The 23,517-nt window shown below is 44.8% G+C and carries 21 protein-coding genes and 1 pseudogene; 17 read left to right on the plus strand and 5 right to left on the minus strand.

Features of this window, described 5'->3' with window-relative positions:
• The first annotated feature begins 38 nt into the window (after positions 1-38).
• The 5 genes from cysK to MHH46_RS11470 all read left to right on the plus strand — a co-directional run bounded on the left by cysK (position 39) and on the right by MHH46_RS11470 (position 4,294).
• Positions 39-959, plus strand: coding sequence for a cysteine synthase A (gene cysK, locus MHH46_RS11450; RefSeq protein ID WP_076193883.1), 921 nt, complete (start codon positions 39-41; stop codon positions 957-959).
• A 20-nt stretch (positions 960-979) separates the two neighbouring features.
• The gene (locus tag MHH46_RS11455; RefSeq protein ID WP_076193885.1) at positions 980-1,873 is read left to right on the plus strand and encodes a hypothetical protein; all 894 of its coding nucleotides are present in this window, start codon (positions 980-982) and stop codon (positions 1,871-1,873) included.
• A gap of 265 nt (positions 1,874-2,138) precedes the next feature.
• Positions 2,139-2,933 carry a histidine kinase gene (locus MHH46_RS11460; protein ID WP_340395474.1) on the plus strand — a complete coding sequence of 265 codons (795 nt, stop codon included), beginning with the start codon at positions 2,139-2,141 and terminating at the stop codon, positions 2,931-2,933.
• Positions 2,930-3,589 carry a response regulator transcription factor gene (locus tag MHH46_RS11465; protein ID WP_076193887.1) on the plus strand — a complete coding sequence of 220 codons (660 nt, stop codon included), beginning with the start codon at positions 2,930-2,932 and terminating at the stop codon, positions 3,587-3,589. Before MHH46_RS11460 ends, MHH46_RS11465 begins: the two co-directional genes overlap by 4 nt.
• A gap of 63 nt (positions 3,590-3,652) precedes the next feature.
• Positions 3,653-4,294, plus strand: coding sequence for a DUF1775 domain-containing protein (locus MHH46_RS11470; RefSeq protein WP_076193889.1), 642 nt, complete (start codon positions 3,653-3,655; stop codon positions 4,292-4,294).
• A gap of 112 nt (positions 4,295-4,406) precedes the next feature.
• Here the strand turns inward: MHH46_RS11470 and MHH46_RS11475 are convergent, their stop codons facing one another.
• From MHH46_RS11475 to MHH46_RS11485, 3 genes are read right to left on the minus strand one after another with little or no spacing between them, the layout of a single operon-like run.
• Positions 4,407-6,374 (minus strand): CotH kinase family protein, encoded by a 1,968-nt coding sequence (locus MHH46_RS11475; RefSeq protein WP_076193891.1) that lies wholly within the window; start codon positions 6,372-6,374, stop codon positions 4,407-4,409.
• A 29-nt stretch (positions 6,375-6,403) separates the two neighbouring features.
• Positions 6,404-7,132, minus strand: coding sequence for a DUF4956 domain-containing protein (locus MHH46_RS11480; protein ID WP_036683492.1), 729 nt, complete (start codon positions 7,130-7,132; stop codon positions 6,404-6,406).
• Positions 7,133-7,134: 2 nt separating this feature from the next.
• Positions 7,135-7,848 carry a polyphosphate polymerase domain-containing protein gene (locus MHH46_RS11485; RefSeq protein ID WP_076193893.1) on the minus strand — a complete coding sequence of 238 codons (714 nt, stop codon included), beginning with the start codon at positions 7,846-7,848 and terminating at the stop codon, positions 7,135-7,137.
• Between the two features lie 226 nt (positions 7,849-8,074).
• On the opposite strand from MHH46_RS11485, the gene MHH46_RS11490 reads away from it, so the two are divergent.
• The 4 genes and pseudogenes from MHH46_RS11490 to MHH46_RS11505 all read left to right on the plus strand — a co-directional run bounded on the left by MHH46_RS11490 (position 8,075) and on the right by MHH46_RS11505 (position 14,554).
• Positions 8,075-9,316: a metallophosphoesterase family protein gene (locus MHH46_RS11490; protein ID WP_076193895.1), complete on the plus strand. Its 1,242-nt coding sequence runs from the start codon at positions 8,075-8,077 to the stop codon at positions 9,314-9,316.
• Positions 9,317-9,536: 220 nt separating this feature from the next.
• Positions 9,537-10,295: a DUF6612 family protein gene (locus MHH46_RS11495; protein ID WP_076193897.1), complete on the plus strand. Its 759-nt coding sequence runs from the start codon at positions 9,537-9,539 to the stop codon at positions 10,293-10,295.
• A 350-nt stretch (positions 10,296-10,645) separates the two neighbouring features.
• A pseudogene (locus MHH46_RS11500) lies at positions 10,646-13,798 on the plus strand (X2-like carbohydrate binding domain-containing protein); the annotation flags it as partial.
• Positions 13,772-14,554, plus strand: coding sequence for a X2-like carbohydrate binding domain-containing protein (locus tag MHH46_RS11505; protein WP_339191176.1), 783 nt, complete (start codon positions 13,772-13,774; stop codon positions 14,552-14,554). The pseudogene MHH46_RS11500 and the gene MHH46_RS11505, both read left to right, overlap by 27 nt.
• A gap of 476 nt (positions 14,555-15,030) precedes the next feature.
• Here the strand turns inward: MHH46_RS11505 and MHH46_RS11510 are convergent, their stop codons facing one another.
• Entirely contained in the window at positions 15,031-15,771 is a 741-nt protein-coding gene (locus MHH46_RS11510) for an SDR family NAD(P)-dependent oxidoreductase (protein ID WP_076129915.1), read from the minus strand.
• Between the two features lie 131 nt (positions 15,772-15,902).
• Between MHH46_RS11510 and MHH46_RS11515 the strand changes: the two genes are divergently transcribed.
• Genes MHH46_RS11515 through MHH46_RS11525 form a run of 3 tightly spaced genes read left to right on the plus strand, consistent with a single transcriptional unit; the run spans position 15,903 to position 17,895 of the window.
• A complete protein-coding gene (locus MHH46_RS11515; protein WP_076189784.1) occupies positions 15,903-16,796 on the plus strand; it encodes a LysR family transcriptional regulator in 894 nt (297 codons plus the stop codon).
• 50 nt (positions 16,797-16,846) lie between these two features.
• Complete coding sequence (locus tag MHH46_RS11520) at positions 16,847-17,146, plus strand: hypothetical protein (protein ID WP_076189785.1); 300 nt, start codon at positions 16,847-16,849, stop codon at positions 17,144-17,146.
• Between the two features lie 38 nt (positions 17,147-17,184).
• Positions 17,185-17,895, plus strand: a complete 711-nt coding sequence (locus MHH46_RS11525; protein ID WP_076189786.1) for an SAM-dependent methyltransferase — start codon at positions 17,185-17,187, stop codon at positions 17,893-17,895.
• A 76-nt stretch (positions 17,896-17,971) separates the two neighbouring features.
• Here MHH46_RS11525 and MHH46_RS11530 read toward each other — a convergent pair whose 3' ends face one another.
• Positions 17,972-19,186: an MFS transporter gene (locus MHH46_RS11530; protein WP_076190144.1), complete on the minus strand. Its 1,215-nt coding sequence runs from the start codon at positions 19,184-19,186 to the stop codon at positions 17,972-17,974.
• A gap of 174 nt (positions 19,187-19,360) precedes the next feature.
• Between MHH46_RS11530 and MHH46_RS11535 the strand changes: the two genes are divergently transcribed.
• The 5 genes from MHH46_RS11535 to dnaN all read left to right on the plus strand — a co-directional run bounded on the left by MHH46_RS11535 (position 19,361) and on the right by dnaN (position 23,424).
• Positions 19,361-19,522 carry a hypothetical protein gene (locus tag MHH46_RS11535; RefSeq protein ID WP_175618940.1) on the plus strand — a complete coding sequence of 54 codons (162 nt, stop codon included), beginning with the start codon at positions 19,361-19,363 and terminating at the stop codon, positions 19,520-19,522.
• A complete protein-coding gene (locus tag MHH46_RS11540) occupies positions 19,519-20,481 on the plus strand; it encodes a phosphotransferase enzyme family protein (protein WP_076189787.1) in 963 nt (320 codons plus the stop codon). The genes MHH46_RS11535 and MHH46_RS11540 overlap by 4 nt, the downstream gene beginning before the upstream one ends.
• A gap of 60 nt (positions 20,482-20,541) precedes the next feature.
• Positions 20,542-21,027 carry a DUF3888 domain-containing protein gene (locus tag MHH46_RS11545; RefSeq protein WP_076189788.1) on the plus strand — a complete coding sequence of 162 codons (486 nt, stop codon included), beginning with the start codon at positions 20,542-20,544 and terminating at the stop codon, positions 21,025-21,027.
• Positions 21,028-21,945: 918 nt separating this feature from the next.
• Positions 21,946-22,281, plus strand: coding sequence for a hypothetical protein (locus tag MHH46_RS11550; protein WP_256715846.1), 336 nt, complete (start codon positions 21,946-21,948; stop codon positions 22,279-22,281).
• The gene (gene dnaN / locus MHH46_RS11555; protein WP_076189789.1) at positions 22,282-23,424 is read left to right on the plus strand and encodes a DNA polymerase III subunit beta; all 1,143 of its coding nucleotides are present in this window, start codon (positions 22,282-22,284) and stop codon (positions 23,422-23,424) included.
• Positions 23,425-23,517 lie beyond the last annotated feature (93 nt).

Raw genomic sequence — 23,517 nt, forward strand, 5'->3', positions numbered from 1 at the left:
ACAATAATGGAAGGTACAGAAATGAAGGAGGCTCTAAAATGACATCCTTAGTGGTTAACAATATAACAGAGCTGATTGGGAATACACCGGTTGTAAGATTAAATCGGCTGACTAGCCCCCAAGATGCAGAACTATACGTGAAGCTGGAGCTTTTTAATCCAAGTGGCAGTGTAAAAGACCGGGCAGCTTATAATCTAATCCTGCAAGCCGAGCTAGCAGGTTTGCTGAAGCCGGGCGGGACGATCATTGAGCCGACTAGTGGAAATACAGGGATAGGCTTAGCGATGAATGCCGCGGCAAAAGGGTATAAAGCGATTCTTGTCATGCCTGATAATATGACCAAGGAACGAATCAATATTCTAAAGGCTTATGGTGCGGATGTTGTGCTGACGCCCGCAGCAGAACGGATGCCGGGAGCTATAGCAAAAGCGATTGAGCTGGGAAAAGAAGTGGAGAACAGTTTTATTCCACAGCAATTCGAGAACAAAGCCAACCCGGATATTCACCGGACAACGACCGCTCTGGAAATCCTGGAGCAAATGGAAGGTAAGCTGGACATGTTTGTTGCTTCATCAGGAACTGGGGGCACGATAACTGGAACCGGTGAGGTTTTGCGTGAGCATCTACCTGATATCCGGGTTCTTGTGGTTGAGCCGCAAGGCTCGCCCGTATTATCTGGAGGAAAGCCAGGACCACATAAGCTGGTAGGAACGAGTCCGGGCTTCGTACCCGCCATTTTGAATACACAGGTCTACGATGACATCGTTCAAGTCGCGGATGAGGCTGCCTTGGAGACGGTAAGAACGCTGGCTGCAAAAGAAGGAATTCTGCTGGGTCCATCCGGTGGTGCCACTGTATGGGCGGCGTTGCAGGAAGCGCGTCGTCTTGGGGCTGGCAAACGCGTACTTTGCATTGCACCTGACACAGGGGAACGGTATCTTAGTATGGGAATATTTTAGTTTCGTCTGGAGGAATGGGAATGAATAAGCTCCGTGTGAGTTTCCTTATTGTTCTACTGCTGGCGGGCTGCTCAGGCTCTAACAAGCCAACCCCTTCTCCAAGTGCAGAGCCGACACCAACGGCAAGCATGCAGCAGCCAGCAGCTTATCTGGAAGCTGAAAAGCTGAAGGCGAATTTTGGTTTTGCAGATGAGTCTGGCAAGAGCATCTTAGTCACCGGGCAGGAAAAAGGGCTGGATGCGCAAATGCAACAATTGAATGAGGCGATCGGCGATCATGGGCAAGTGCTAAAAGTGAAATTGAATAAATGGCAGGAGGGTACGGAGAACAGTAATGGCCGGGAGATGGCTCACAATTTTGTGAATCTGCCAGGGTATCTTTATACGGTTGAAGCGGGGAATGCGACCCCTGATGAGACCTATTACCTGACGGATCAGGCAGAGTTTAATGCGAATGCGTTAATCTCTGTTAAGCCTACGGAGGTTAAGCAAGCCTCGCTAAATGTTGCAGAAAGTGTGCGGCAGAATATTGTTTCTGCGAAAAATCGTGAAGTAGAGCACATTTGGAAACTTGCTGACCTGTCTGGTGATCGGCAGCTGTATCTCGTTCAATTCATTAGGCAGGATCAGGAGATGTTATTTAGTCTCGTGCTGGAAGATAAGGCCGGGCTTACCTTTATGGATTATCCGGCTGTCATTCAAGGCGATGAATTTTCCGTCTGGAGAGTGGATGATGGCGGGGAAGTGATACCTGAGATGTTCTCTATTCTTTTTGCGGCGGAAACTGCTGAAGGTCCATTACTCGGTATGGAGTGGTGGGGAGCGGAAGGCGTAAACACATTTTTCCTAAAAAAAGAGGGAGATGTTTTTAAAGAAATGGACATTCAATACGGACGCTACACATCACCACTATAACTGGGATGCAGATACATCGAAGGATGTATCTTTTTTTTGCTACAATATAAGAAAGTATAAATTTTCACTATATATTGCTTATAATATTATGAAGGATAGCATTATTTTTTTAAAATACTTAAATTTGTAACAATAAGAACTTTAAATAGCCCGATCGAGTCATGTAGCAGAATTGTGACGGTGATATTGTTAATCATAAGATGTACGGGAGGGGACAGCAACGTATAACCGAATCAAGTATATGATCCTGTTACTGCCAACGCTAATGGTAGGGATCTGGGAGGTCGTGCGCCATCAGTTTCTAATGCCTTATATCTCGATGGATCTGGGGAATTATTTGACACCTGTCCTCGTATTTTTGTTCACTCTTGTTTTGCTCGTCCCTTTGTTTTCGCTGATGGAGCGGAATCAGCGGGAGTTGGAGCAGGAACGTGCGCTCAAAGAGGCAATGAAAGCCCGGGAAGGGCTAGCTAAGGAACTGCATGATGGGATGGCGCAATCTTTATTTCTTTTATCTGTAAAAATAGATCGTTTGGAAGCAAGCCGCAGGAATGGGGAAGTCAGCGAAGAAAATGTGGATCAGATCAAAAAGACCGTCCACGAGGTGAACCGTTATGTTCGACAGGCGATCGCCAATCTGAAGGTACCAGTGTCTGAGCAGCACTCTTTTTCATTGGAACAGTCGGTTAAAGATCAGCTTGCTCAAATGGCTAACGAGATTATGATTGAGGTTTCCTTGGATTGGAGTCTACAGGATGAAGCCCTCTCTCCTTCGGAAAAAGCAGAACTGCTATCTTGTATCCGAGAGGCTATTATTAATGTGCGTAAGCATACAAGAGCGGCGAAGGTTTCCATCACAGGTGCAGGCACTGAGAAAAACTGGAGCGTGGCGATTGTCGACAATGGCGAAGGATTTCAGCATGATCCCTTTGAGGTGAACGGAAGTTACGGCCTTCAGATCATGAAGGAACGTGTCGAAGGAATGGGATGGAAGCTTCAGGTGAGCTCCGGCAATACGGGGACAAATGTGGAAATTACGAAAGGAGGGGGAAGTTTATGAGCCGGTACCGGGTTTTGGTTGTGGATGATCATGCGCATGCGCGTGAGGCGATGTGTGAGATTTTGTCCATGGATGATAGTTTTGAGGTCATTGGAGTAGTGGAGAGTGGTCCTGAGGCGATCGCGTTCACGGCCCAGTGGATGCCTGATCTCATTCTTATCGACATTCAGATGCCGGAGATGGACGGGCTGGAGACTACTCGCCGGATCAAGCAGGAATATCCCTATGTCAAAATCGTTATCGTTACGGTATCGGACGAAATTTCCCACCTCCTCGAAGCATTGAAGCAAGGCGCACAAGGGTACTTATTGAAGAATCTGGCACCTTCCACCTGGATTGAATATTTGCAAGCGATTGTGAATGAAGAAGCACCGCTAAGCCGGGAGCTGGCTTTTCAAATCTTGAAAGAATTTACCGTTCCTTCATTAACGGACGAAGGGGAGTCTTTGACGGCGAGGGAGAAGGAGATTTTAAGCTGTGTGTCTTCCGGATCGACGAATAAAGAGATTGCCATAAGCCTGTCGATTTCGGAGCATACCGTAAAAAACCATCTGAAAAACATCCTTCAGAAGCTTCAACTCCAAAATCGTACGCAGCTAACGCGTTATGCTCTGGAGCAGGGGCTTGCTTCACGTAAACGTGATTTTCCGCTGTAAATATGAGGATAGAGATGAAAGTGAAAAATGATAAAATTACTTAAAGAAAGAGGCACTCTAACTATGAACAGATTATCTCGCAAAATAATGACACTCTTCGCACCAGCCGCTGCAACACTTCTGTTGTTCGCAGCCGTGGCTAGCGCGCACGTAACCGTAGCACCAGCACAATCCAGTACCGGAGCATGGGAGACTTACACACTTAAAGTTCCTTCAGAAAAAGATGTGGCGACTGTACAAGTCGATCTACGAATCCCGGCGGGTGCCGAGTTCAAGCAATATGAGGCTACACCGGGCTGGGATGTTACCATTGAGGGGAACAAAGTTAGCTGGATAGCTAATGGAGAAGGAATTAAAGCAGGGCAATTCCAACGTTTCTATTTCACAGCAAAGAATCCTGATATTGCAGGCGACATTGCTTGGGATGCTTATCAGCATTATGCCGATGGCAGCTTGGTGCAGTGGTCTGGTGAGGCAGGAACAGAAAGTCCGCATTCTATTACTTCGATTGTGCAAGCCTCCGGTGGGGATGAACATTCTCATGGTTCCAGTGACAATGGCATGAGCATGGAAGAACATAATGCCATCATGGAAAGCGAGAACAACTCCACCAGTGTCAACCCAATGGTCTATATCGCATTAGGGATCTCTTTACTAGCCTTTTTAATAGCAACCATAAGTATATTGCGCGGGCGAAAAGAGTAAGCGGGAACTAGTTGTGATACAAGAATATAGTGTTCATGCAAGAAGCCTCCGTCAATAAACGACGGAGGCTTCTTGCATGAATTAATTGGTGATGAGGATACTTTTTACTTATCTACAGCCGTTTGCGTTTGTAAAAGGTTACGAAAGCAGCGGTTAGTATTAGGAGAAGGATGGCGACGCCAGTTGTGATGGCTTCACTCGTGCTGCCTTTTTGCTGCATAGTACCAGCACCACCAAAGTCGCCACCGCCCATACCACCAGGCATACCGCCACCAAAGCCACCGCCGCCCATGCCGCCACCACCAGGACCATTTCCGCCGCCTTCAGGGAAAGCGGGTCCGCCCATAGCACCAGGCTCACCACCCGCGCCGCCGTCAAATCCACCTTGAGCAGCTTGGCCATTAGTGTTGGCCTGTCCACCTTGAGCAGCTTGGCCGTTAGTGTTGGCCTGTCCCTCTTGAGCAGTTTGGCCGTTAGTGTTGGCCCCACCCTGAGCAGTTTGCCCTGTTTGTGTAGTCTGCCCACCCGCAGCTGCTTGTGAGTTACTGCCAGGCCCCTCGCCGCCATTAGGGATAGCCGGTCCGCCCATGGCACCAGGTTCACCACCTGCACCGCCTTGGGCAGTCTGTCCACCTGTAGCCGCTTGTCCTTCGGTATTTGGTGCTGCTGCATTTGCGCCAGTATTACCAGTAGCGCCATTTGCACCTGTGGCCTGCCCAGCACCCGCAGCGCCTTGAGCTGCGCCATTTTTAGCGCCGCCACCAAAGCCACCGCCGCCCATGCCACCACCACTTCCTGATCCGTCACCGGAGGAAGGAATGGTACCGTCGAGTTGTTGCTGGATACTTGTGGCCATGTTCGACATGAAGGTCTCAACAGCCTTTATCCCATTTTCATACTGTTCGAAAGTGTAGAAGGCGGATGGATCCGCTTTGACATAGCTGGAAATCATCGTGTTCAGCTCATCCATCCGAGCCTGGAACGTATCGTCCGCTAGATAGCCAGTAATCATCTCACTAACAATCTCATGATATTTCGTTTTGTATTCATCATTAGCGAGCAGTTTCGCAATCAGTGGTCGTTCTGCCAACGCACCTTGGGTAGGCTCGTCAATTAACACATCTGCGCTTCCCATGCCGCCAAAAGCCATATTGTAATCCCACGGCAGAATCGAGAAGACCCCATCGTCTTCATATAAGTAATAATTCTGCTTATTTCCACCTAAATAACTATCCATATTACCCGTGACCGCATTTAGAGCGATATACTTCAGCGATTCCTCTACGTCGATGTATTTTTCATAATCGGTGCCGTTGTTTAGCTCATTCAGCATGTCGACAAGAATATCATCGTTAGACTTATCGGATTTCATTTCTAGTCCAGTATAGAGGGATGGATCATCGCCCAGCCAAGTCAAATCACTGCCCTGACCGGTCATTACACCTTTATAAAGTGCACCATAAGTGTTGCCGAAATTGCGTTCCAGATAAGCATCACTGATCTGTTCTACTGCAAGATAGAAACCCTTCAGTTCATCGTTTACATACACATTGACGAAGGAATATTTCGGCGTCGGGAGACCGACACTTTCAGCGAGCTCATAAGTCAGAAATTCACGCATATAAGAAGCATCGCTGTAATTATTATTCAGGTTGATCTTAGTAATGCCGAATAAATTCTGGTTAACATACTCATCAAAAGAAATTTTGAAGCTGTAGCGGTCAGAGTCTGTCATCTGTACTACGCTTCTGAGACTGAGATTTCCTTTGGTCCGTACAGCTACATTATCGTATTTCATACCGTTGTACTCGACGGAAGCCATTTTATATTCTTCAGCACTGGCATTATCCAGCATATCCTGAAAATCGTCCGGGTCCAAGGTGATTTTGACATCCACGACCTTATCTTTTGGAAAGACCTGCTCGTCTAGCTTTTTCTCATCGCTCGAAATGACCTTGTCCTGAGCATCAGACGTTGGATTATTTGTTGCAGACGGACTTGCGTTCTGACACCCGGCTACGGCGATGACCAGCAGCAGGCAGCAAAAACTCAGCAGGATTGACTTACCTCTGGTTTTCATCTGGGGCACCGCCTTTCATCTCGTTGTAATTAAGATACATAGTCACCGCTATAGCTGATCAAGAGTGCATTTTTGACACCTTTTAGGTCAGAGACTGTGTTGACAAAGCCGCCTACTTTATCATCCAGACGAAGCTCCAGCGTCAATTCAATATTGTTTGCGGAGACTGTTTTTTGCTTCACATTGTAGCGTTTTACGGATTTGGTGATATGGCTGTGTACTTCACGTTCGCTTTCATCACTGTCGCAGTTAATGACCAGTAAGTATGGCGTTTCGATAGAAGAGTGTTTAATGAACAGGAACAAAATAAGGCCGATAATGATCGAACCGATAATAGCCAAGGTGAAAAATCCTGCTCCAGTTACAATCCCTGCTACAGCTGCCCAGAACAAGAAGATCAGATCAGTTGGATCTTTGATCGGTGTTCTGAAACGAACGATGGATAATGCGCCGACCATACCGAGGGACAGCACAAGGTTAGAGTTAATCGCGATAATGACAGTAGCTGTAATCATGGTCATGCCCATGAGTGAGACGTTAAAGCTTTTGGAATATAAAACGCCGCTAAAGACACGTTTGTAGAGCAGGTAAATGAAGTATCCGATCAGAAAAGCTACGCCCAAGGTAATCAGCATCTTGGAGATACTAATATCAGATACAAAATTGTCGATCACCGAGTTTTTAATAATGTCTGAAAAATTATTTGTAGTATCTGTAGTCGTTGTTGTAGCTGCTAGCGGTGCTAGTGATGCATTCATAATCAATAATCCTCCCAAGTGTTAGTTTTTAAGAATTTGCGGCAGATCACGTATTTCGAAGCGGACTGCCTATTCAGTCCCTCCAGCTGCAACGCGATTTTAATGTACTCCGGAATATACTCATCGAATTTCACTTCGAAAATTATGAAGTTCTCATCAATCGCCCGAATCGGATGCAAATCCTTATCGAAAATATCCGTAGAGTGCAGGCCCGTACGTAGTTCTTTATCGAACGTTATTCGCACATTTCCGTTGTGGCAAACATAAGGCTCGCGAACATAATCCACGATGACCTTGGGTCGCAGCAGGTTATGGCGCATCTGATCGTATAACTCCAAGAACAGCGGACTGTCCGGGACGTTCAGCACTTCGTAGTTGCCCGCCATAATCTCGTCGTACATTTGCCGGGTTAGTGGTTCTTTGATTTTGGCGATATAATCGTCCATTTTAATTTTTTTCTCAAAGTGAATGATGTTGTCTTGAATGTTGTAAATGCGAATCCGGTATTTGGCCCGCTCTCTGAGACCGCCGAGCTTGTCTGCAAGTGCCGTGTTGTTGATATCGTCAAAATACAAACTCCGAATGTGGTATTCTCCACTCTCATTAGCGTGTTGATCTTTATCAATCAAGCTTTGCAATCGCTGGCGCAATATAAGGTATTGATGATAGTTAATGAAAAATTTAAGTTCATGCCGGAATTGAAGCTTCTTATTCATTTTCACACCTCGTTTCTCTCTCTATCTCTGGCTAACCTTCCTGCTTGACTAATTCTAGGAGACAGACCTTATGCTTAACTTAAAATAGACTGAATGTTTGCTGAATGTTTTACACTGCGTTAACAAAAGTCTGTATAAAGAATCGTGTGCAAATTTGACTTCTGACTTTGCAGGGGGCTATCTTATTTAGAAGGCTAGAGAGAAATTTTCATAAGGAGGTACCGTGATGAGAGACTATAAATTTGCCATAATCCTAGGGGTGCTTGTGATTATGGTTATTTTAGTGGCTTATGGGTTGGAACGATCGAAAAGCGGAAGTAATGCAAATTCACCAGCACCGTATGATCTCGTGACTACCTTTAAGGGAGATGCGAGCACAAGCCGCGCGTTTACTTGGTATACAAGTGATTCGAGTGCAGCAGGCATTCTGGAGATTGTAAAGGGACAGGTGTCCTCTTTTGCGAATACGGATGTACAAAGGGTAGATGCGAAAAGTAGTTCCATCAAAACAGACAATGGCACCAAAGGTGTTCATAAAGTGGAAGCTACGGGTCTTGAACCCGGGACGTTATATACTTATAGAGTGGGTAGTGGCGTTGAAGGAGAATGGAGTCCGGCAGCGGAATTTACAACGGAAGAAGATGGACTGGCAAGTGTGTCTTTTATCAATGTAACGGATTCTCAAGGGGAAACGGCAGAGGATTTTAAGCTGTGGGGAAATACACTGAACAAGGCTTTTCAGACATTTCCTGAAGCCAAATTTATTGTGCATAACGGGGATTTGACGGAGGATCCGGAGGATTCGGCAGGCTGGGATGATTTTTTTGGCAATGTGCAGGGCTGGATTTCGGGGATTCCGTTAATGCCGGTAACAGGCAATCATGATGAGGTGGATGAGGATGCAACGTATTATACTTCACACTTCAACCTGCCGGATAATGGGGCAAAGGGTTCAATTGCAGGCACCTCGTATTCCTTCGATTATGGACCTGTGCATGTGACGGTACTGAATACAGAGAGCAATCTAAAAAAGCAAACGGAGTGGCTGAAGGAAGATCTGAAGAACACAGACAAGAAGTGGAAAATCGTTGCGATGCACCGACCGGCTTACGGGGGGAACTCCTATAAGAAAGTTGAAAATTGGACGGATATTTTTGATACGTATGAGGTTGATTTAGTGCTGCAGGGTCATAATCATGAATACTCCAGATCCTACCCGTTACGTGGCGGAAAAATAGTTCCAGAAGGCGAGAGTTCCAAAGGTGCTAAACGAGGGACAGTCTATGTGGTGACCAACGCTTCTGGAGGGAAATTTAACGAGAAAAAAGAAGATCAGTTCTATCATGCGGTGCATTTTCAGAACTATAAGCAAATGTTTGCGGGCATTAACGTTACCGGGGATACATTAACCTATCAGGCCTATGATGTGGATGGAAAGCTGCTGGATGAGTTTGTGTTGACACATTGAGTTAAGAGAATTGGATAATATTATTTAAATACCTTCTCTGCTGTAAAGTCGGGGAGGTATTTTTTGATTTGCATTAAAACACTAAATTCAGCGCAACAACTGTATATCTTAAGCCGTTTTTTCACATGTCTACCTTTTCCGTCATATAAGCTGTTAACTTTATAATGATAAAATAGATTTAGTTATATTTGGATTTCATTTGAAGTGAAGGGGAAGTAATATGTTTATCAGAAAAATGGTTTTTATCGGTATCATTTGTATGTTAGGTTTGACAGGTTGTGCAACGAACACTAAATCAGGTGCTGAAGGAGAGGGAGATAAGCGTGCAGAGGAGCTGCTCAGCATGTCTCGGAGTGAACTGGCTAAGCAGGAGAGCTATACTATAGAAATGGAGAAACAAGAAGAAACATCCAGCAAATCGGAAAAAAGTGAAGATAAACATTGGTCGAGCGCTGTTTCATTTCATGTCGACTTTGTTAGAAATCCTTATACCGTATATCTAAAATCGGAGACTGCGGAAGGAAAGGAACGAGAAGAATACATATCGGATACTGAATATCATACAAAGGTAATGGATGATTTATTTATTAAGCAGGACGATTATATTCCAGCGAAAGAAAAACAAATCGCACAAAGATTTATTGACCCGTATGATTATATAGACATGTACCGGATAGATTCTCAGGGGATCGTTGTTTCTGAGGAGGAACAAGAATACATACTTTCGATAGAGATATCGTCTCATGATGCGAGTAAGGAAACGATGAAATTGATGAAGCAGAATTTGACAGACAAGATTAAACTAAGATATACGCTGGATAAAACTACACTTTTGCCGCATAAAGTGGAGGCAGAAATATTCACTTCATTGAAATCAGAAAACTTAAATTCAGAGTCAGTGCTCACGTTGCAAACAACTATCAGCAATTTTAATGGTATAAAAGAGATTGTTATGCCTGTAGATACTAGTGAAGAATAGTTATATCAGAAGCCTCTGGGATTTATTCCGGAGGTTTTCTTTATCAGCAGAATTATTTTCAATCAAAATTTAGTGAAATTGTATCCAGAAGTGTGAAAATGGTACGATTTTTAGAGACAATCTTCTGCAAAATATAACCATTTTCTCTCGATAATGAAAAACCTTACCATTATAATGAAAGCGTTATCAGAAAATGGAGTCTAAGTTCTGAAGGTATGGATTAAGGGGGAGGGAGGAGCAGGGATATAGAGTAAGAAGAAGGCATAAACAAACCAATTATATCGTAGGAGGCGTAAAACGTGATTCGTAACCGTATCCGGAAAACAGGACTTTTGGTCCTGCTTGGCGCGATGGTAGGCTCTTTATTCTCTGCATTCCCAGCTACTACCCATGCAGCCTCAAGTGAACCTTACACCTGGAAAAGCGTTGTAACGGGAGCTGGCGGGGGCTTTGTACCCGGAATTATTTTTAATCAAACTGAACCGAATCTGATTTATGCCAGAACAGATATTGGCGGGGCCTATCGCTGGAATCAAGCTACATCTAGCTGGACATCAATTAGTGACTCGGTAGGCTGGGTGGATTGGAACAAGAATGGTGTTGATGCTCTGGCTACAGACCCAATTGATCCTAATAAAGTCTACATGGCAACGGGTACGTATACTAATCATTGGGATAATAATGGCCAGATTATGCGCTCTAATGACCGGGGGAACACCTGGCAAACTACTCCACTGCCTTTTAAAGTAGGTGGCAATATGCCTGGCCGTTCCGCTGGTGAACGTCTAGTCATCGACCCCAATAAGAACAACATTCTCTATTTTGGAGCTAGAAGTGGTAATGGTCTCTGGAAGAGTATTGATTCGGGTGTAACTTGGTCAAAGGTAACCTCTTTTCCAAACGTAGGAACGTATATTCAGAATCCGACACTTGATTATGGAAATGATCTTGTCGGATTGTCTTGGATCACTTTCGATAAGAGCACAGGTACACTTGGCAACGCTACTCAAACGATATATGTCGGTGTGGCCGATACGGCTAGCAGCGTATATCGGAGCACAGATGGTGGAGTAACCTGGACAGCTCTGGCTGGACAACCTACGGGGTTCTTGCCACATCACGGCGAGCTGTCATCCACAGGTGATCTCTATATTACTTATAGTAATGGTGTAGGTCCCTATGATGGCAGTAAGGGTGAAGTTTGGAAATACAACAAAACTAGTGGGGCTTGGACCAATATCAGTCCTACGACCGGTGAAGATAACTGGTATGGCTTTGGTGGATTGGCGCTGGATGCTCAGCACCCTAACACATTGATGGTATCCAGCTTAAACGCTTGGTGGCCTGATGAAGTTATTTTCCGCAGTACCAATGGTGGGGCTACTTGGAGTCGCATTTGGGATTGGGGCAATTATCCAGAACGGACTTATAAGTTCAGCATGGACATCACCGCTGCTCCATGGCTCGATCATGGAACTACTTCAACATCCCTGGATCCTTCACCGAAGCTAGGCTGGATGATGGGTGATTTGGAAATTGATCCATTTAACTCGAATCGAATGATGTACGGCACTGGAGCAACAATTTATGGCTCGAACAATTTGACCTCATGGGATACCGGAGGCAAGGTAAATATCTCTGTCATGGCAAAAGGTGTGGAGGAAACTGCAGTGCTGGGGCTAATTAGCCCGCCAACAGGAACCTCCCATTTGATCACTGCACTTGGTGACGTTTCCGGTTTCCGTCATGAGGATTTGTCGGTAGCGCCGACTAAATTCCAGACCAGTCCTTCATGGGCAACGACGATGAGTATTGACTATGCTGAACTGAGTCCGTCCTATATGGTGCGGGTAGGCAGTGCAGATAAAGAAAAAACGCCAAGTATGAAGTCCATTGGTATCTCTAACGATGGTGGAGTGAACTGGTACATGCCAAACTCCGAGCCTTCCAATGGAACCAAAACAACGGTGGGCCATGGACAAGTAGCTGTCTCTGCAAGTGGTAATTCCATTCTGTGGAGCACCTCAGATATCGGGGTGTATTATTCCAAAACCTCAGGCAATTCTTGGACAGCAAGTGCAGGATTACCGGCTGGAGCGAAGATAGCGTCTGATCGCGTGAATCCTAACAAATACTATGGATTTTATGCAGGAACCTTCTATGTAAGTGTGGATGGTGGAGCTACATTTACTGCCACCGCAGCTTCGGGCTTCCCGACCAATAATGTGGCTGGATTACAGCCGAATGAAGCCCAAATCAGTATGAAGGCAGTTCCAGGTATTGAAGGTGACATCTGGTTCGCCGGAGGGAATACGGTTGAGAATAAATATGGTCTATGGCACTCCACTAATTCAGGTGCGAGCTTCACGAAGTTAACGAATGTAGAAGAAGCTGATCTTATTGGATATGGGAAGGCTGCTCCGGGCCAAACTTATATGGCATTGTACACCGTAGCTAAGATTGATGGTGTACGGGGCGTATTCCGTTCCGATGATGTTGGCGCAACTTGGGTTCGTATTAATGACGATGCTCACCAATACGCTAAGATCAATATGGCGATTACTGGGGATCCAAGAATCTATGGACGTGTATATCTCGGTACGAATGGCCGAGGCACCTTGTATGCTGATCCTGTAAATCCACCAGCTACAGGCTCGACCATTACGCCAATAACTGCAAGCTTTGATAAGAAAACAGCAAATCAGGCAGACGTTGCAGTAACTATGACGTTGAACGGAAATACGCTGAGTGCGATCAAGAACGGAACGGCAACCCTCGTAGCCGGAACGGATTATACGGTAAGTGGATCAACAGTGACGATTAAAAAAGCGTATTTAGCGACGCAAGCGGTAGGAACGACAACGCTGACGTTCAGCTTTAGCGCTGGAGCTACACAATCCTTGGCGGTAGCGGTAACGGATACTACAACACCAGTATCCAACTCCACGATAACGCCAACAAGCGCGGGATTTGATAAGAAAACAGCGAATCAGGCAGACGTTGCAGTAACTATGACGTTGAACGGAAACACGCTGAGTGCGATCAAGAACGGAACGGCAACCCTCGTAGCCGGAACGGATTATACGGTAAGTGGATCAACAGTGACGATTAAAAAAGCGTATTTAGCGACGCAAGCGGTAGGAACGACAACGCTGACGTTCAGCTTTAGCGCTGGAGCTACACAATCCTTGGCGGTAGCGGTAACGGATACTACAACACCAGTATCCAACTCCACGATAACGCCAACAAGCGCGGGATTTGATAAGAAAACAGCGAATCAGGCAGACGTTGCAGTAACTATGACGTTGAACGGAAACACGCTGAGTGCGATCAAGAACGGAACGGCAACCCTCGTAGCCGGAACGGATTATACGGTAAGTGGATCAATAGTGACGATTAAAAAAGCGTATTTAGCGACGCAAGCGGTAGGAACGACAACGCTGACGTTCAGCTTTAGCGCTGGAGCTACACAATCTTTGGCGGTAGCGGTAACGGATACTACAACACCAGTATCCAACTCCACGATAACGCCAACAAGCGCGGGATTTGATAAGAAAACAGCAAATCAGGCAGACGTTGCAGTAACTATGACGTTGAACGGAAATACGCTGAGTGCGATCAAGAACGGAACGGCAACCCTCGTAGCCGGAACGGATTATACGGTAAGTGGATCAACAGTCACTCTCAAGAAGGAGTATTTGGCAACTCAAGCGGTAGGAACGACAACGCTGACCTTTGAGTTTAGTGCCGGAGCGGCACAATCCTTGGTTGTCACTCTCTCAGATACGTCAGTAGCTCCTACAGCAGCACTGAAAGTGCAGATGTATAACGGTACAGTGACAGCTTCCGGAAATACGCTAAATCCAAAGTTTAAGCTGGTGAACACAAGTACAAGTGCCGTTGCACTTTCTGATGTGAAATTAAGATATTATTACACAATTGACGGAGAGAAGGCACAAAGCTTCTTCTGCGATTGGTCACAGGCTGGAAGCGCGAATGTAACGGGCACGTTTGTGAAGCTGCCAACGGCTAAAGCGGATGCGGATTATTATCTGGAGCTTGGATTCTCGAGTGCAGCAGGTTCACTAGCTGCGGGTGCGAGCATCGATATCCAAGTGCGAGTAGCTAAAGAGGATTGGTCAAATTACACTCAAACCGGAGATTACTCCTTTAATGCGGTTGATACCAATTTTGTAGACTGGACAAAAGCGCCCGCCTACATCTCAGGTAACCTGATCTGGGGTAATGAACCTAACTAAGAATCTTCACCAATAGTTATGCTGAAGAGGCTGTCCTAAAAGTAGAAAATTCTACTTTTGGGGCAGCTTCTTACTTTAACCCTCAGGCTATAGGTGGTATGTACGCTATGTGCTACGTTCTATGAGAGGGGGTGTGGTATACGTTATGTGGTATGTCGGATGCATTTATGGTTCCTATAGTGTTGGCTATATAAAAATTAGGGAAAACCTCCCTGAAAATAGCCGATATTTGCTTTAAATCAACGAAATCAGGGAATTCTTCCCTGAAAATCAGGCGTATTCGTTAGTTTCCAGCAAATTAACCAATAATTAGGGAGTTTTTCTCTAATTATTGGCTGGATGACCGAAAAACTTAGAATTTTAGGGAGAAATTCCCCAATTATGCTATCAACGCTTCACTTCCTCCTGTACGGTACGCAAAAACCAGCTAATGATATTTAAAGGTAGTTCTGAAATACCATTTGCTGTTTTGGCTGTTACAATGTTTGTCCGCTATCTATGGTAATGATCTGTCCAGTCATTGCTTCCTGTTCTAGCGCAGCGCAGACGAACTGGGCGATATTCTCGGCGGTTGAAATATGCTGAAGCAGCAGATTAGGGGCTAGTTTATGCATTTGTTCTTCTCGTCCAGACCACCATCTAGTAGCAACGGCTCCCGGTGCTACACAGTTAACTCTAATATGGGGAGCCAGCGCGTGTGCCAGCGATTTGGTAAGACCGTGGACAGCCGCTTTGGAGACGGCATAAGGAAGGGATGAGCCTAAGCCTGTCTGTCCAGCGATGCTGCCGAGATTGAGTATGGCTCCTGAATTTTTTTGGTTCATATACGGTGCAACCGCTCTGGCGCAGAAAAACATTCCTTTCACATTTACATCATATAACTCATCCCATACTTCCTCTGTTGCCTTTTCCAGATCTCCGAGAGCAATATGTTTAGTTATACTGGCGTTATTCACTAGCAGATCTATTGTCCCGAAATGCTGAATAATCGAATCGACCATACTTCGCACTTCCTGATCTTTAGACACATTCGCTTGTATTGCTATAGCCTGCCCTCCTTGATTCAGAATCGTCTTTACGGTTTCATTGGCTTCATCCTCAGATCTAGAATAGTTCACTACGACGTGGGCTCCGCGTTTGGATAACTCCAAGCTTACAGCTTTGCCAATTCCAGTCCCTCCACCGGTTACTAATGCGACTTTATTGTTGAGATCCACCCTCAATCACTCCTTATGTTGGCGTATGTTGTTGTTATAAAGTATTCTATAGAGAAAAGTGGATTTCGTATAATTGAATATAATGAAGGTTTGGTTCAATTAATTTGAATTGAATAGGGGAGGGCCCTAGGATGGATCTAAAAACAATAAAAACCTTTCAAACGATCGTAACTTCCGGAAGCTTTAATCGCGCAGCAGAAGAATTGAACTATGCCCAATCTACAGTTACGATGCAGATGCAAAGGCTTGAATCTGATCTGGGATGTCAATTGCTTGAGCGGGGGAAGCAAATCAGCTTAACAGAAGCAGGCAGATTGTTTTATGAAGAGAGCCTACATATTGTTAAAGATATGGAACGACTAGAGAGCCGTTTGGCTGATTTAAAAATAGGGGAAGCTGGCAACGTGCGATTAGGGGTAACGGACCCTACGGCGAGCTATCGTTTGCCGCAGCTTTTAAGTAGGTTTATGGTGCAATTCCCTAAAGTGAAGATCTCCGTGGATATTGCGGGAACCGCCGCACTTAGTGAACTACTCCTGCGTGGTGAAATTGATTTGGCAGTGTGTTCGGCACCAGAGCTCGGTAAGGAGCTGTATTTTGAACCCTTATTTGCGGAGGAATTCTTGTTACTTTTGCCAGAAGAGCATCCGCTAGCATCCAAGGAACGTATCACCCCAGAGGATCTACAGAGTCATCGCTTACTGATTACGGCAGCGAATTGTCCTTATCGTAAAAAATTAGTAAGTGTGCTGCAGGAATCAGGCGGGCCGCCACTAGATACAATGGAGATTGGGAGCATGACAGCGCTGAAATATTTTGTGGGAAGTGGTTTAGGTGTGGCACTTGTTCCTGAGATTGTGCTGAATCCAGCCCCAGCAGGAACTATAGTACGGAAGCTGGAGGGGAAGGTTATTGATATGACCTGTGGGATCCTATGTAAACTTTCAGATTATCCGCTTAAGCAAGCGAGCTCCAGATTGTATCATTTTTTAAAACAGGAACTAACCGTGACAAGGATATTTTGAATTTTAAACGAATTGTTAAGAAATAGAAAAAATAGAAAGGGCGGTGTTTGATGTTTTTTAGGAGGAAATTCAGTTTCTGGCTTTCGATTATAAGTATCATCATCTGTCTGAGTGACTATCTGGGGGTGGGGATCGCGAATATTATTCTTGTACGTTTGAACCCTATTATAGATACACTGATCTTTACAGAACCTTTTGAAAGCTTCATGGTTGATGTAAACAATTCGAGATGGGGAACCACTAGTGCGTTAATCAGCGTCAGATTCCCAACGTATATTATTCATTTTGGAACGTTTTTGATTTTGGGTATTCTAATGGATTACCTTATTCGTATATTAAAACAGAAGTAGAAGTGTAGATGAGCCTAGAAGAGGAAAGGTGAGCTGAGATGAGCGGAGCAAAGGGAAAACTTGATTTGGAGAGAATTGTTTTTATTGGCAGAACCTATGAGGAATATATACGTATGTTTGATTTGCTGGAATCAGATCTTATCGGCCAGAGCATTCTGGATTGTCCTGCGGGTGCTTGCTCTTTTACAGCAATAGCGAATCGGTTGGGTGGTGAAGTAACGGCTGCTGATATTGCTTACTATTACTCTGAAGATGAGCTGGCAGACAAAGGGGCTCAAGATATTGCACATGCGATGTCCGGAATGGAAAAAGTACAGGATAATTTCGTTTGGAACTACTTTAAATCAATCGAGGGACTGACCGAAGCGAGGAACGCAGCGTTAACCGCCAGCACTAAGGATCGAAGACAAACCCCGCAGCGATATGTTCCTGTGATACTTCCGGATCTGCCATTTGCGGATGAAGCATTTGATCTGACATTATCTGCTCACTTTCTATTTATGTACAGCGATCGGCTGGACTATGAATTTCATTTAGAGACTGTTAAGGAACTCATGCGGGTGACGAGAGGCGAGCTTCGAATCTTTCCACTAGTCGACCTCTCTTGTAAAAGGTATGAGCATTTAGACCGCCTTATTGATGATTTGGTGAGGCAAGGGTTTACTGCAGAGGAACTAGAGGTTCCTTATGAATTTCAAAAAGGTGCAAAGCAGATGTTGAAGATTAGAAGAGCAGAATTGTTCCTCTGAAATATAAAAAACGAGGGTGCCTCAAGCCATGATGACTTTGGGAGCACCCTCGTTTTTGTATACATATCTATAAAGCTTACGCTACAGTTTCTTTCCGTTCTGCTACAAAACAAGCTATGCCTAATACCAGACCAAGGCCCACTAGAACCGCACCGACCCAAGGAAGCGAAGTGATCGCTAGATGAGAAATAACCCAACCGCCAATAAAGGCACCCGCTGCGTTACCGAGATTCCCGGCGGAGTGGCTGGTCGTTGAAGCAAGTGCAGGGGCTGCCTGAGCCAGACTCATAATCCGTATTTGCAGACCTGGCATGACGGCAAAGGACACCATACCCCAGAAAAATATTGTGATTACCGCAGCTATTGGGCTATGCATCGTGAAGGAAAAGATCGTTAGAATCATACTGACTGCAAAATAAAGTCCCACGATAGAAGGCATCAGCTTCCAATCCGCAAGCTTTCCGCCAACGATGTTCCCGATGGTCACCCCACAGCCGAATAAGACTAGAATCCAAGTCACACTATGTTCAGCAAAACCGGTCACTTCTTCAAGCAGTGGAGTAATATATGTGAACACGGTGAACAAGCTGGCGTTCCCTAACGCCCCGATCAATAAGAATAGCAGCAGCTTTGGATTAGCCAGAGCAGCAATCTGCTGGATAACACTCGCTGGTTTCTCTTGTTTAAGCTTTGGAATAAAAATGAGGATGCCGATCAGCGCGGCGACTCCCATGACAGCAATCGCTGCAAACGAGGCCCGCCAGCCCATACTTTGTCCAATAAATGTTCCTAGAGGAACTCCGACAATATTGGCTATCGTTAAACCTGCCATCATAATAGATACGGCTCCGGCCCGCTTATTGGGTTGTACAAGATTGGATGCAATGACTGCGCCAACCCCAAAAAAAGTACCATGAGTTAAAGCTGTAATTATACGAGCTACCATGAGAACGGTATAGTTTGGTGCAAACACAGAGATTCCGTTGCCCAGTATAAAAAGAATCATGAGAAGACATAACAGTTTCTTTTGCGGAATGCGCTGCGTGAGAATGGTCAGGATGGGTGCGCCAACGGCCACTCCAAGTGCGTACATTGTAATGAGTTGGCCAGCAGTCGAAATACTAACCTGTAAATCGTTGGCCACATTTGGTAAAATACCCATAATAACAAACTCAGTCATACCAATTGCAAAAGCGCCTACCGTAAGAGAGAGTATAGAGATGGGAAAGGGCTCTTTCCCTGCTCGCTCTTTGCGTGTTTGTGCCTTGTTGAGGTTTGGAATTGCATTCATGATGCCGATGTTCAACCTTTCTTCTGCCTGTAATGAAGCTCCACCTTGGTTAAGATGATAGATCCGACATGTAAGTATTGTTTTTCTATTATTTAGTTTTCTGAAAATATTTTCAAGATAAATATTTTTTCAGATAGTTTTCATTTTTATAGATCATTGAAGGGATGGTTATTTATGAATGATGAAGGCCAAGTCCAAGTGCTTGAATTGCCGGAAATGAAGCGAGAATTTAATAGCAGTTTGCAGAGTAATGATCGTGGATTGGTTATAGAAATCTATCAATTTGCGAACCCTTCCTGGCCCGATGAGACTGAATTGTTCCTTCCTTTGCGATGAGAAAAAATTATAAGCAGGCAGCTTTAATAGCGCTTCAGAACTTTGACCTGGATTGGACGCAGATTCGTTTTAACCAGCTATCGGATACCTGTACCTTTGTTATCGAAACTAATAAAGAGGGAACTTTTTTACTGCGCCTTCATTCGGGGAGATCTAAAGAGGAAATTAACTCCGAAATCGCGTGGCTGGAGCTTTTGAAGAGCAAAATTGATGTCCCCCTGCCAAAAGGTGTTCATGATCGCACGGGTGCTGTAACGTTCAGAGTGGAACAGGGAAATGGAGAAGGTGTTTATGCCTCTTTAATGCGCTGGGTTGAAGGGGAGCATGCGAATGAAAATCTTACCGAAGAACAAATTTACAAAGAAGGCGTTCTATTAGCCAAGCTACATAAGGCGGCACAGGAGCTGGAGTTACCCCCTGGCTTTAATCGTCCTGTTTGGGATGAACATAGCTTTCGAAAAGCAATGCTTCGTTTAAAGCTGCATTATCATTGTTTTCTTACGGATGATGAGTTTGTGCTGTATCAGTCGGCAGCTGAGAAATTATTCAACTGGTTAAGCAAGCAGCATAAAAATAAGAACAGAAGGTCTTATGGCGTTATTCATGGAGATTTACATCAAGGCAACATCATATTTAAAGAGGGTGAGCCTCGGCCGATTGATTTTGGGAGATGTGGTTGGGGGTATTATCTTTATGACGTGGCACATACCCTTCTTGGACTGTATCCATTGCAAAGAGAAGGGGTCATTAAGGGGTACGAAAGTATCGCCAAGCTTGACGGGGAGTGGGTTCAGACTTTAGAGAATTTTACGGTCATGGTTATGATCGAAAATTATTGCCATCACGCATCCGATCCGAGGGAAACCGAGGGTCTAAAAGCAGAACAGCCGTATGCGTTAGCGATCCTGAAAAATTATCTTAAGGGAGAACCCTTTCTTTTTAACAGGATTGAGATTTAACGTATAGAAATAGGGTCTCTTTGGGGAATTTATATAAAGTTCCCTAAGGAGGCTATTGTGATGAAAAAAAGCTGGATTGCTCCCCTTCTTGTCGCAGTGATGCTATTTCTGACGCCACAACCTTGCTCCGCAAATAGGTTAATTCAACCTCAATCTGTAACACCTTCCAGGTCTGATTCGGGACTTCAACTGCCAGATCAAGATTCTCGCGAACTTAAGTTTCAAGACATGCTGATGTTATTTCTTTTACCTCATATTGAGAAAAAGATTGCAGATATTTATTCGCCGCTTTTGCGAGAATCGCCAATGGTTTATCCTTACTTTGTGGATGTGACTGAGGTGAAGCGGCTCAATGGTTTCCGTGGGTTTGATTTCTTGATTACACTTAACGTATATCCTACAGTTGGTCCACATATTTCAGTTGGAGAAGATACCATGACTTTTAGGATCTCTCCTGGTCCTAAGGTGAAGCTTGAATCGTTCAAGCATCTAAAAGACCCCAAAAAGTCAGACTTCCCACCAAATTATCAGAACATCCTGAGATAGTGTAGTTTCAGTAAGGCGCGTGGGTGGAAGAGTAGATGTTAATATGTGCCGCGCGTTGAGTTATGAGGCGAGCTATTTTTACATGAGTAGGGAGTTCTGAGGTAATGGTGATGGGAGTTGTAGGGAAAGGAGTCTTTGGGAGAGGGTATATGAAAGGGGAGGAAGGTTGGGTTAGTGGCGTGATGAGGGTGTGTGAGGGGATGAAGGTTGGGTTAGTGGCATGATGAGGTGAGGGAGAGGGGAGGAAGGTTGGGTTAGTGGCATGATGAGGGTGTGCGTGAGGGGATAAAGATTGGGTTAGTGGGATGATGAGGGTGTGCGTGAGGGGATAAAGATTGGGTTAGTGGGATGATGAGGGTGTGTGAGGGGATGAAGGTTGGGTTAGTGGTATGATGAGGTGAGGGAGAGGGGAGGAAGGTTGGGTTAGTGGCATGATGAGGGTGTGCGTGAGGGGATAAAGATTGGGTTAGTGGCATGATGAGGGTGTGTGTGCGTGTGTCCGCGAGCGGGCAAACGGGATAGTTGCAGTTTATACACTTATTTGCAGGAGATAAGAAGCTTAGTCACTTTTAGTTGCATTTGGTGCAGTTAAAAGAAGTCTTTTCACACTAATTTGTTAATATCGTTGAATTTAGTTGCAGAGAATACACTTATTTCGCTCGGGCAGCACAATGTATTGTTTATAGTTGTATAAAGTGCAATTAACTCATAGATTCCCAAACGATTTTAAGCAAAATAAAAAAATCCATGGGTTAACGTTGCAATACCCAACTCATGCCCAGCTCACCGCACACACTCCGATCTTTGGGGTGTTTTTTTGTGGTTAGAAATGTGGTGGATTAATGGCGATTATGGTATTATGAAATTAGTGGATATATTGATTTAAGTTACTAAATTCAAATATGGAGGTGTGAGGGATTGGGTGATCATAAATTCGAAGGCGAACACAAGGGGAGCAGTATTAGCGAAATTAAAGATAAAGTCACTAGCGATAGCGCAAGTAACAACAAGGATAAAGTCAAAGTAGGTGTAGCCACTAAAGACGGGCAGTTGGGGTTTCTTTTTACAAGGGGAGGTCTTCGGGAAGGTGCAGGTAGAAAAAGCACTGGTGTAACTAAAAAGGTATCACTGACGTTATCTGAGGACATTTGGCAGGAGATAGAGCAGGCTTGCGCGGATCAGAACGCATCTCGCTCCCAAGTATTTCGGAACATCATTGAGGCGCATTTTGTAAAGGAATCTAAGGAGAGTTAGGTGAAGTCTTTGCTAATCCATGTATCAAAAGATTCTCTTAGTACCGCTTTACAGGCAGCATTAAAAGCCATATCCGCGAATTGCTCCTCACGTGTTCTATCAGGAATACTTATTCAAGCGCAAACTCAGGGTCTGATATTAACAGCCAGCAATATAAGGATGACCATTGAATATAAGCTCCCTGTGAAAATGGATTCGGTGGTTGTGCACAACACAGGTGAGATCGTCGTTCCGGCGCGTTATTTTTATGAGATCATTCGTAAGCTTGATCCTGGACTAATTAGGCTGGAAATCGAAGAGTCATTGATATTAAATATTCAATCAGGGAGCACTCAATTTCGTTTATGTGGAATGGATGTGGCAGAGTTTCCAAGAATCCAATACATAGATCATCCAAACATTCAAAGGTTAAGCATGAAGAACACTCTCCTGAAGCAAATATTTAAAAGAGTGGTTTTTGCGGTCTCTTCATCGGAAACCAGACCTGTGCTTACAGGAGTTTTGCTGCAAATAGAGAAGCATAATATTCGTGTAGTCGCCACTGATGGCATCCGCTTCGCCCAGCATGTTGTTGAAAGCGTAGAAGATTACGGGACAATTCCTTTAGATGTTGTAATCCCGGGCAGCACCCTGGAGGATCTTTTAAAAATATTAAACGATGATGCAGGCAGCAGCACCGATTTAGAAATAGGCCCCAAGCAGATCAGATTTATTTCTAATGGATTGAGGGTTCAGTCTGCTCTTCTAGAAGGAACTTATCCCTCTGTCAATAATTTAATCCCAAAAGCGTACCTCTCCGAAGTGATTGTTAAGAAAGACCGTTTATTACATGTGGTTGAACGTATTTCTATATTGGCTGGTGAGAGTGTTTTGCTCAGCGTACTTCCTTCTAACACGTTAAGTTTAGTGTCCAAGACTGCAGAAATTGGGGATGTAAAAGAAGAGATTCCTTTGGAGCATCTGGAAGGTGATCATTTTCGAGTAGCCTTTAACGGAAAATATTTCAGGGACATCCTTCGGGCGATCGATAGTGAGACGCTTAGAATCAGGTTCGCGGGAAAAGAAAGGCCGCTGGTGATCCTGCCTGTAGACGCATCTTCGTCCACACTTTTTTTAATTACTCCTGTGAGGACGCATGATTGAGGATTTGTTAAGTACAGTATTTGAGTAGGTTTGAGCGAATAGCTGCAACTGAGTCCGATAGTGTGATAAAACGAGCGAAATTATGGAAATAGC

It is taken from the genome of Paenibacillus sp. FSL H8-0175, assembly GCF_045040615.1.
Classification (GTDB): domain Bacteria; phylum Bacillota; class Bacilli; order Paenibacillales; family Paenibacillaceae; genus Paenibacillus_AQ; species Paenibacillus_AQ odorifer.

Coding starts and splice junctions, on each gene's coding strand:
- MHH46_RS11480 (WP_036683492.1), bottom strand. CDS start 7,132: ATGAATGCATCACTAGCACCGCTAGCAGCTACAACAACGACTACAGAT.
- MHH46_RS11490 (WP_076193895.1), top strand. CDS start 8,075: ATGAGAGACTATAAATTTGCCATAATCCTAGGGGTGCTTGTGATTATG.
- MHH46_RS11540 (WP_076189787.1), top strand. CDS start 19,519: ATGAGAAAAAATTATAAGCAGGCAGCTTTAATAGCGCTTCAGAACTTT.
- MHH46_RS11455 (WP_076193885.1), top strand. CDS start 980: ATGAATAAGCTCCGTGTGAGTTTCCTTATTGTTCTACTGCTGGCGGGC.
- MHH46_RS11515 (WP_076189784.1), top strand. CDS start 15,903: ATGGATCTAAAAACAATAAAAACCTTTCAAACGATCGTAACTTCCGGA.
- MHH46_RS11475 (WP_076193891.1), bottom strand. CDS start 6,374: ATGAAAACCAGAGGTAAGTCAATCCTGCTGAGTTTTTGCTGCCTGCTG.
- cysK (WP_076193883.1), top strand. CDS start 39: ATGACATCCTTAGTGGTTAACAATATAACAGAGCTGATTGGGAATACA.
- MHH46_RS11470 (WP_076193889.1), top strand. CDS start 3,653: ATGAACAGATTATCTCGCAAAATAATGACACTCTTCGCACCAGCCGCT.
- MHH46_RS11525 (WP_076189786.1), top strand. CDS start 17,185: ATGAGCGGAGCAAAGGGAAAACTTGATTTGGAGAGAATTGTTTTTATT.
- MHH46_RS11460 (WP_340395474.1), top strand. CDS start 2,139: ATGGTAGGGATCTGGGAGGTCGTGCGCCATCAGTTTCTAATGCCTTAT.
- MHH46_RS11520 (WP_076189785.1), top strand. CDS start 16,847: ATGTTTTTTAGGAGGAAATTCAGTTTCTGGCTTTCGATTATAAGTATC.
- MHH46_RS11535 (WP_175618940.1), top strand. CDS start 19,361: ATGAATGATGAAGGCCAAGTCCAAGTGCTTGAATTGCCGGAAATGAAG.
- MHH46_RS11465 (WP_076193887.1), top strand. CDS start 2,930: ATGAGCCGGTACCGGGTTTTGGTTGTGGATGATCATGCGCATGCGCGT.
- MHH46_RS11545 (WP_076189788.1), top strand. CDS start 20,542: ATGAAAAAAAGCTGGATTGCTCCCCTTCTTGTCGCAGTGATGCTATTT.
- MHH46_RS11495 (WP_076193897.1), top strand. CDS start 9,537: ATGTTTATCAGAAAAATGGTTTTTATCGGTATCATTTGTATGTTAGGT.
- MHH46_RS11485 (WP_076193893.1), bottom strand. CDS start 7,848: ATGAATAAGAAGCTTCAATTCCGGCATGAACTTAAATTTTTCATTAAC.
- MHH46_RS11530 (WP_076190144.1), bottom strand. CDS start 19,186: ATGAATGCAATTCCAAACCTCAACAAGGCACAAACACGCAAAGAGCGA.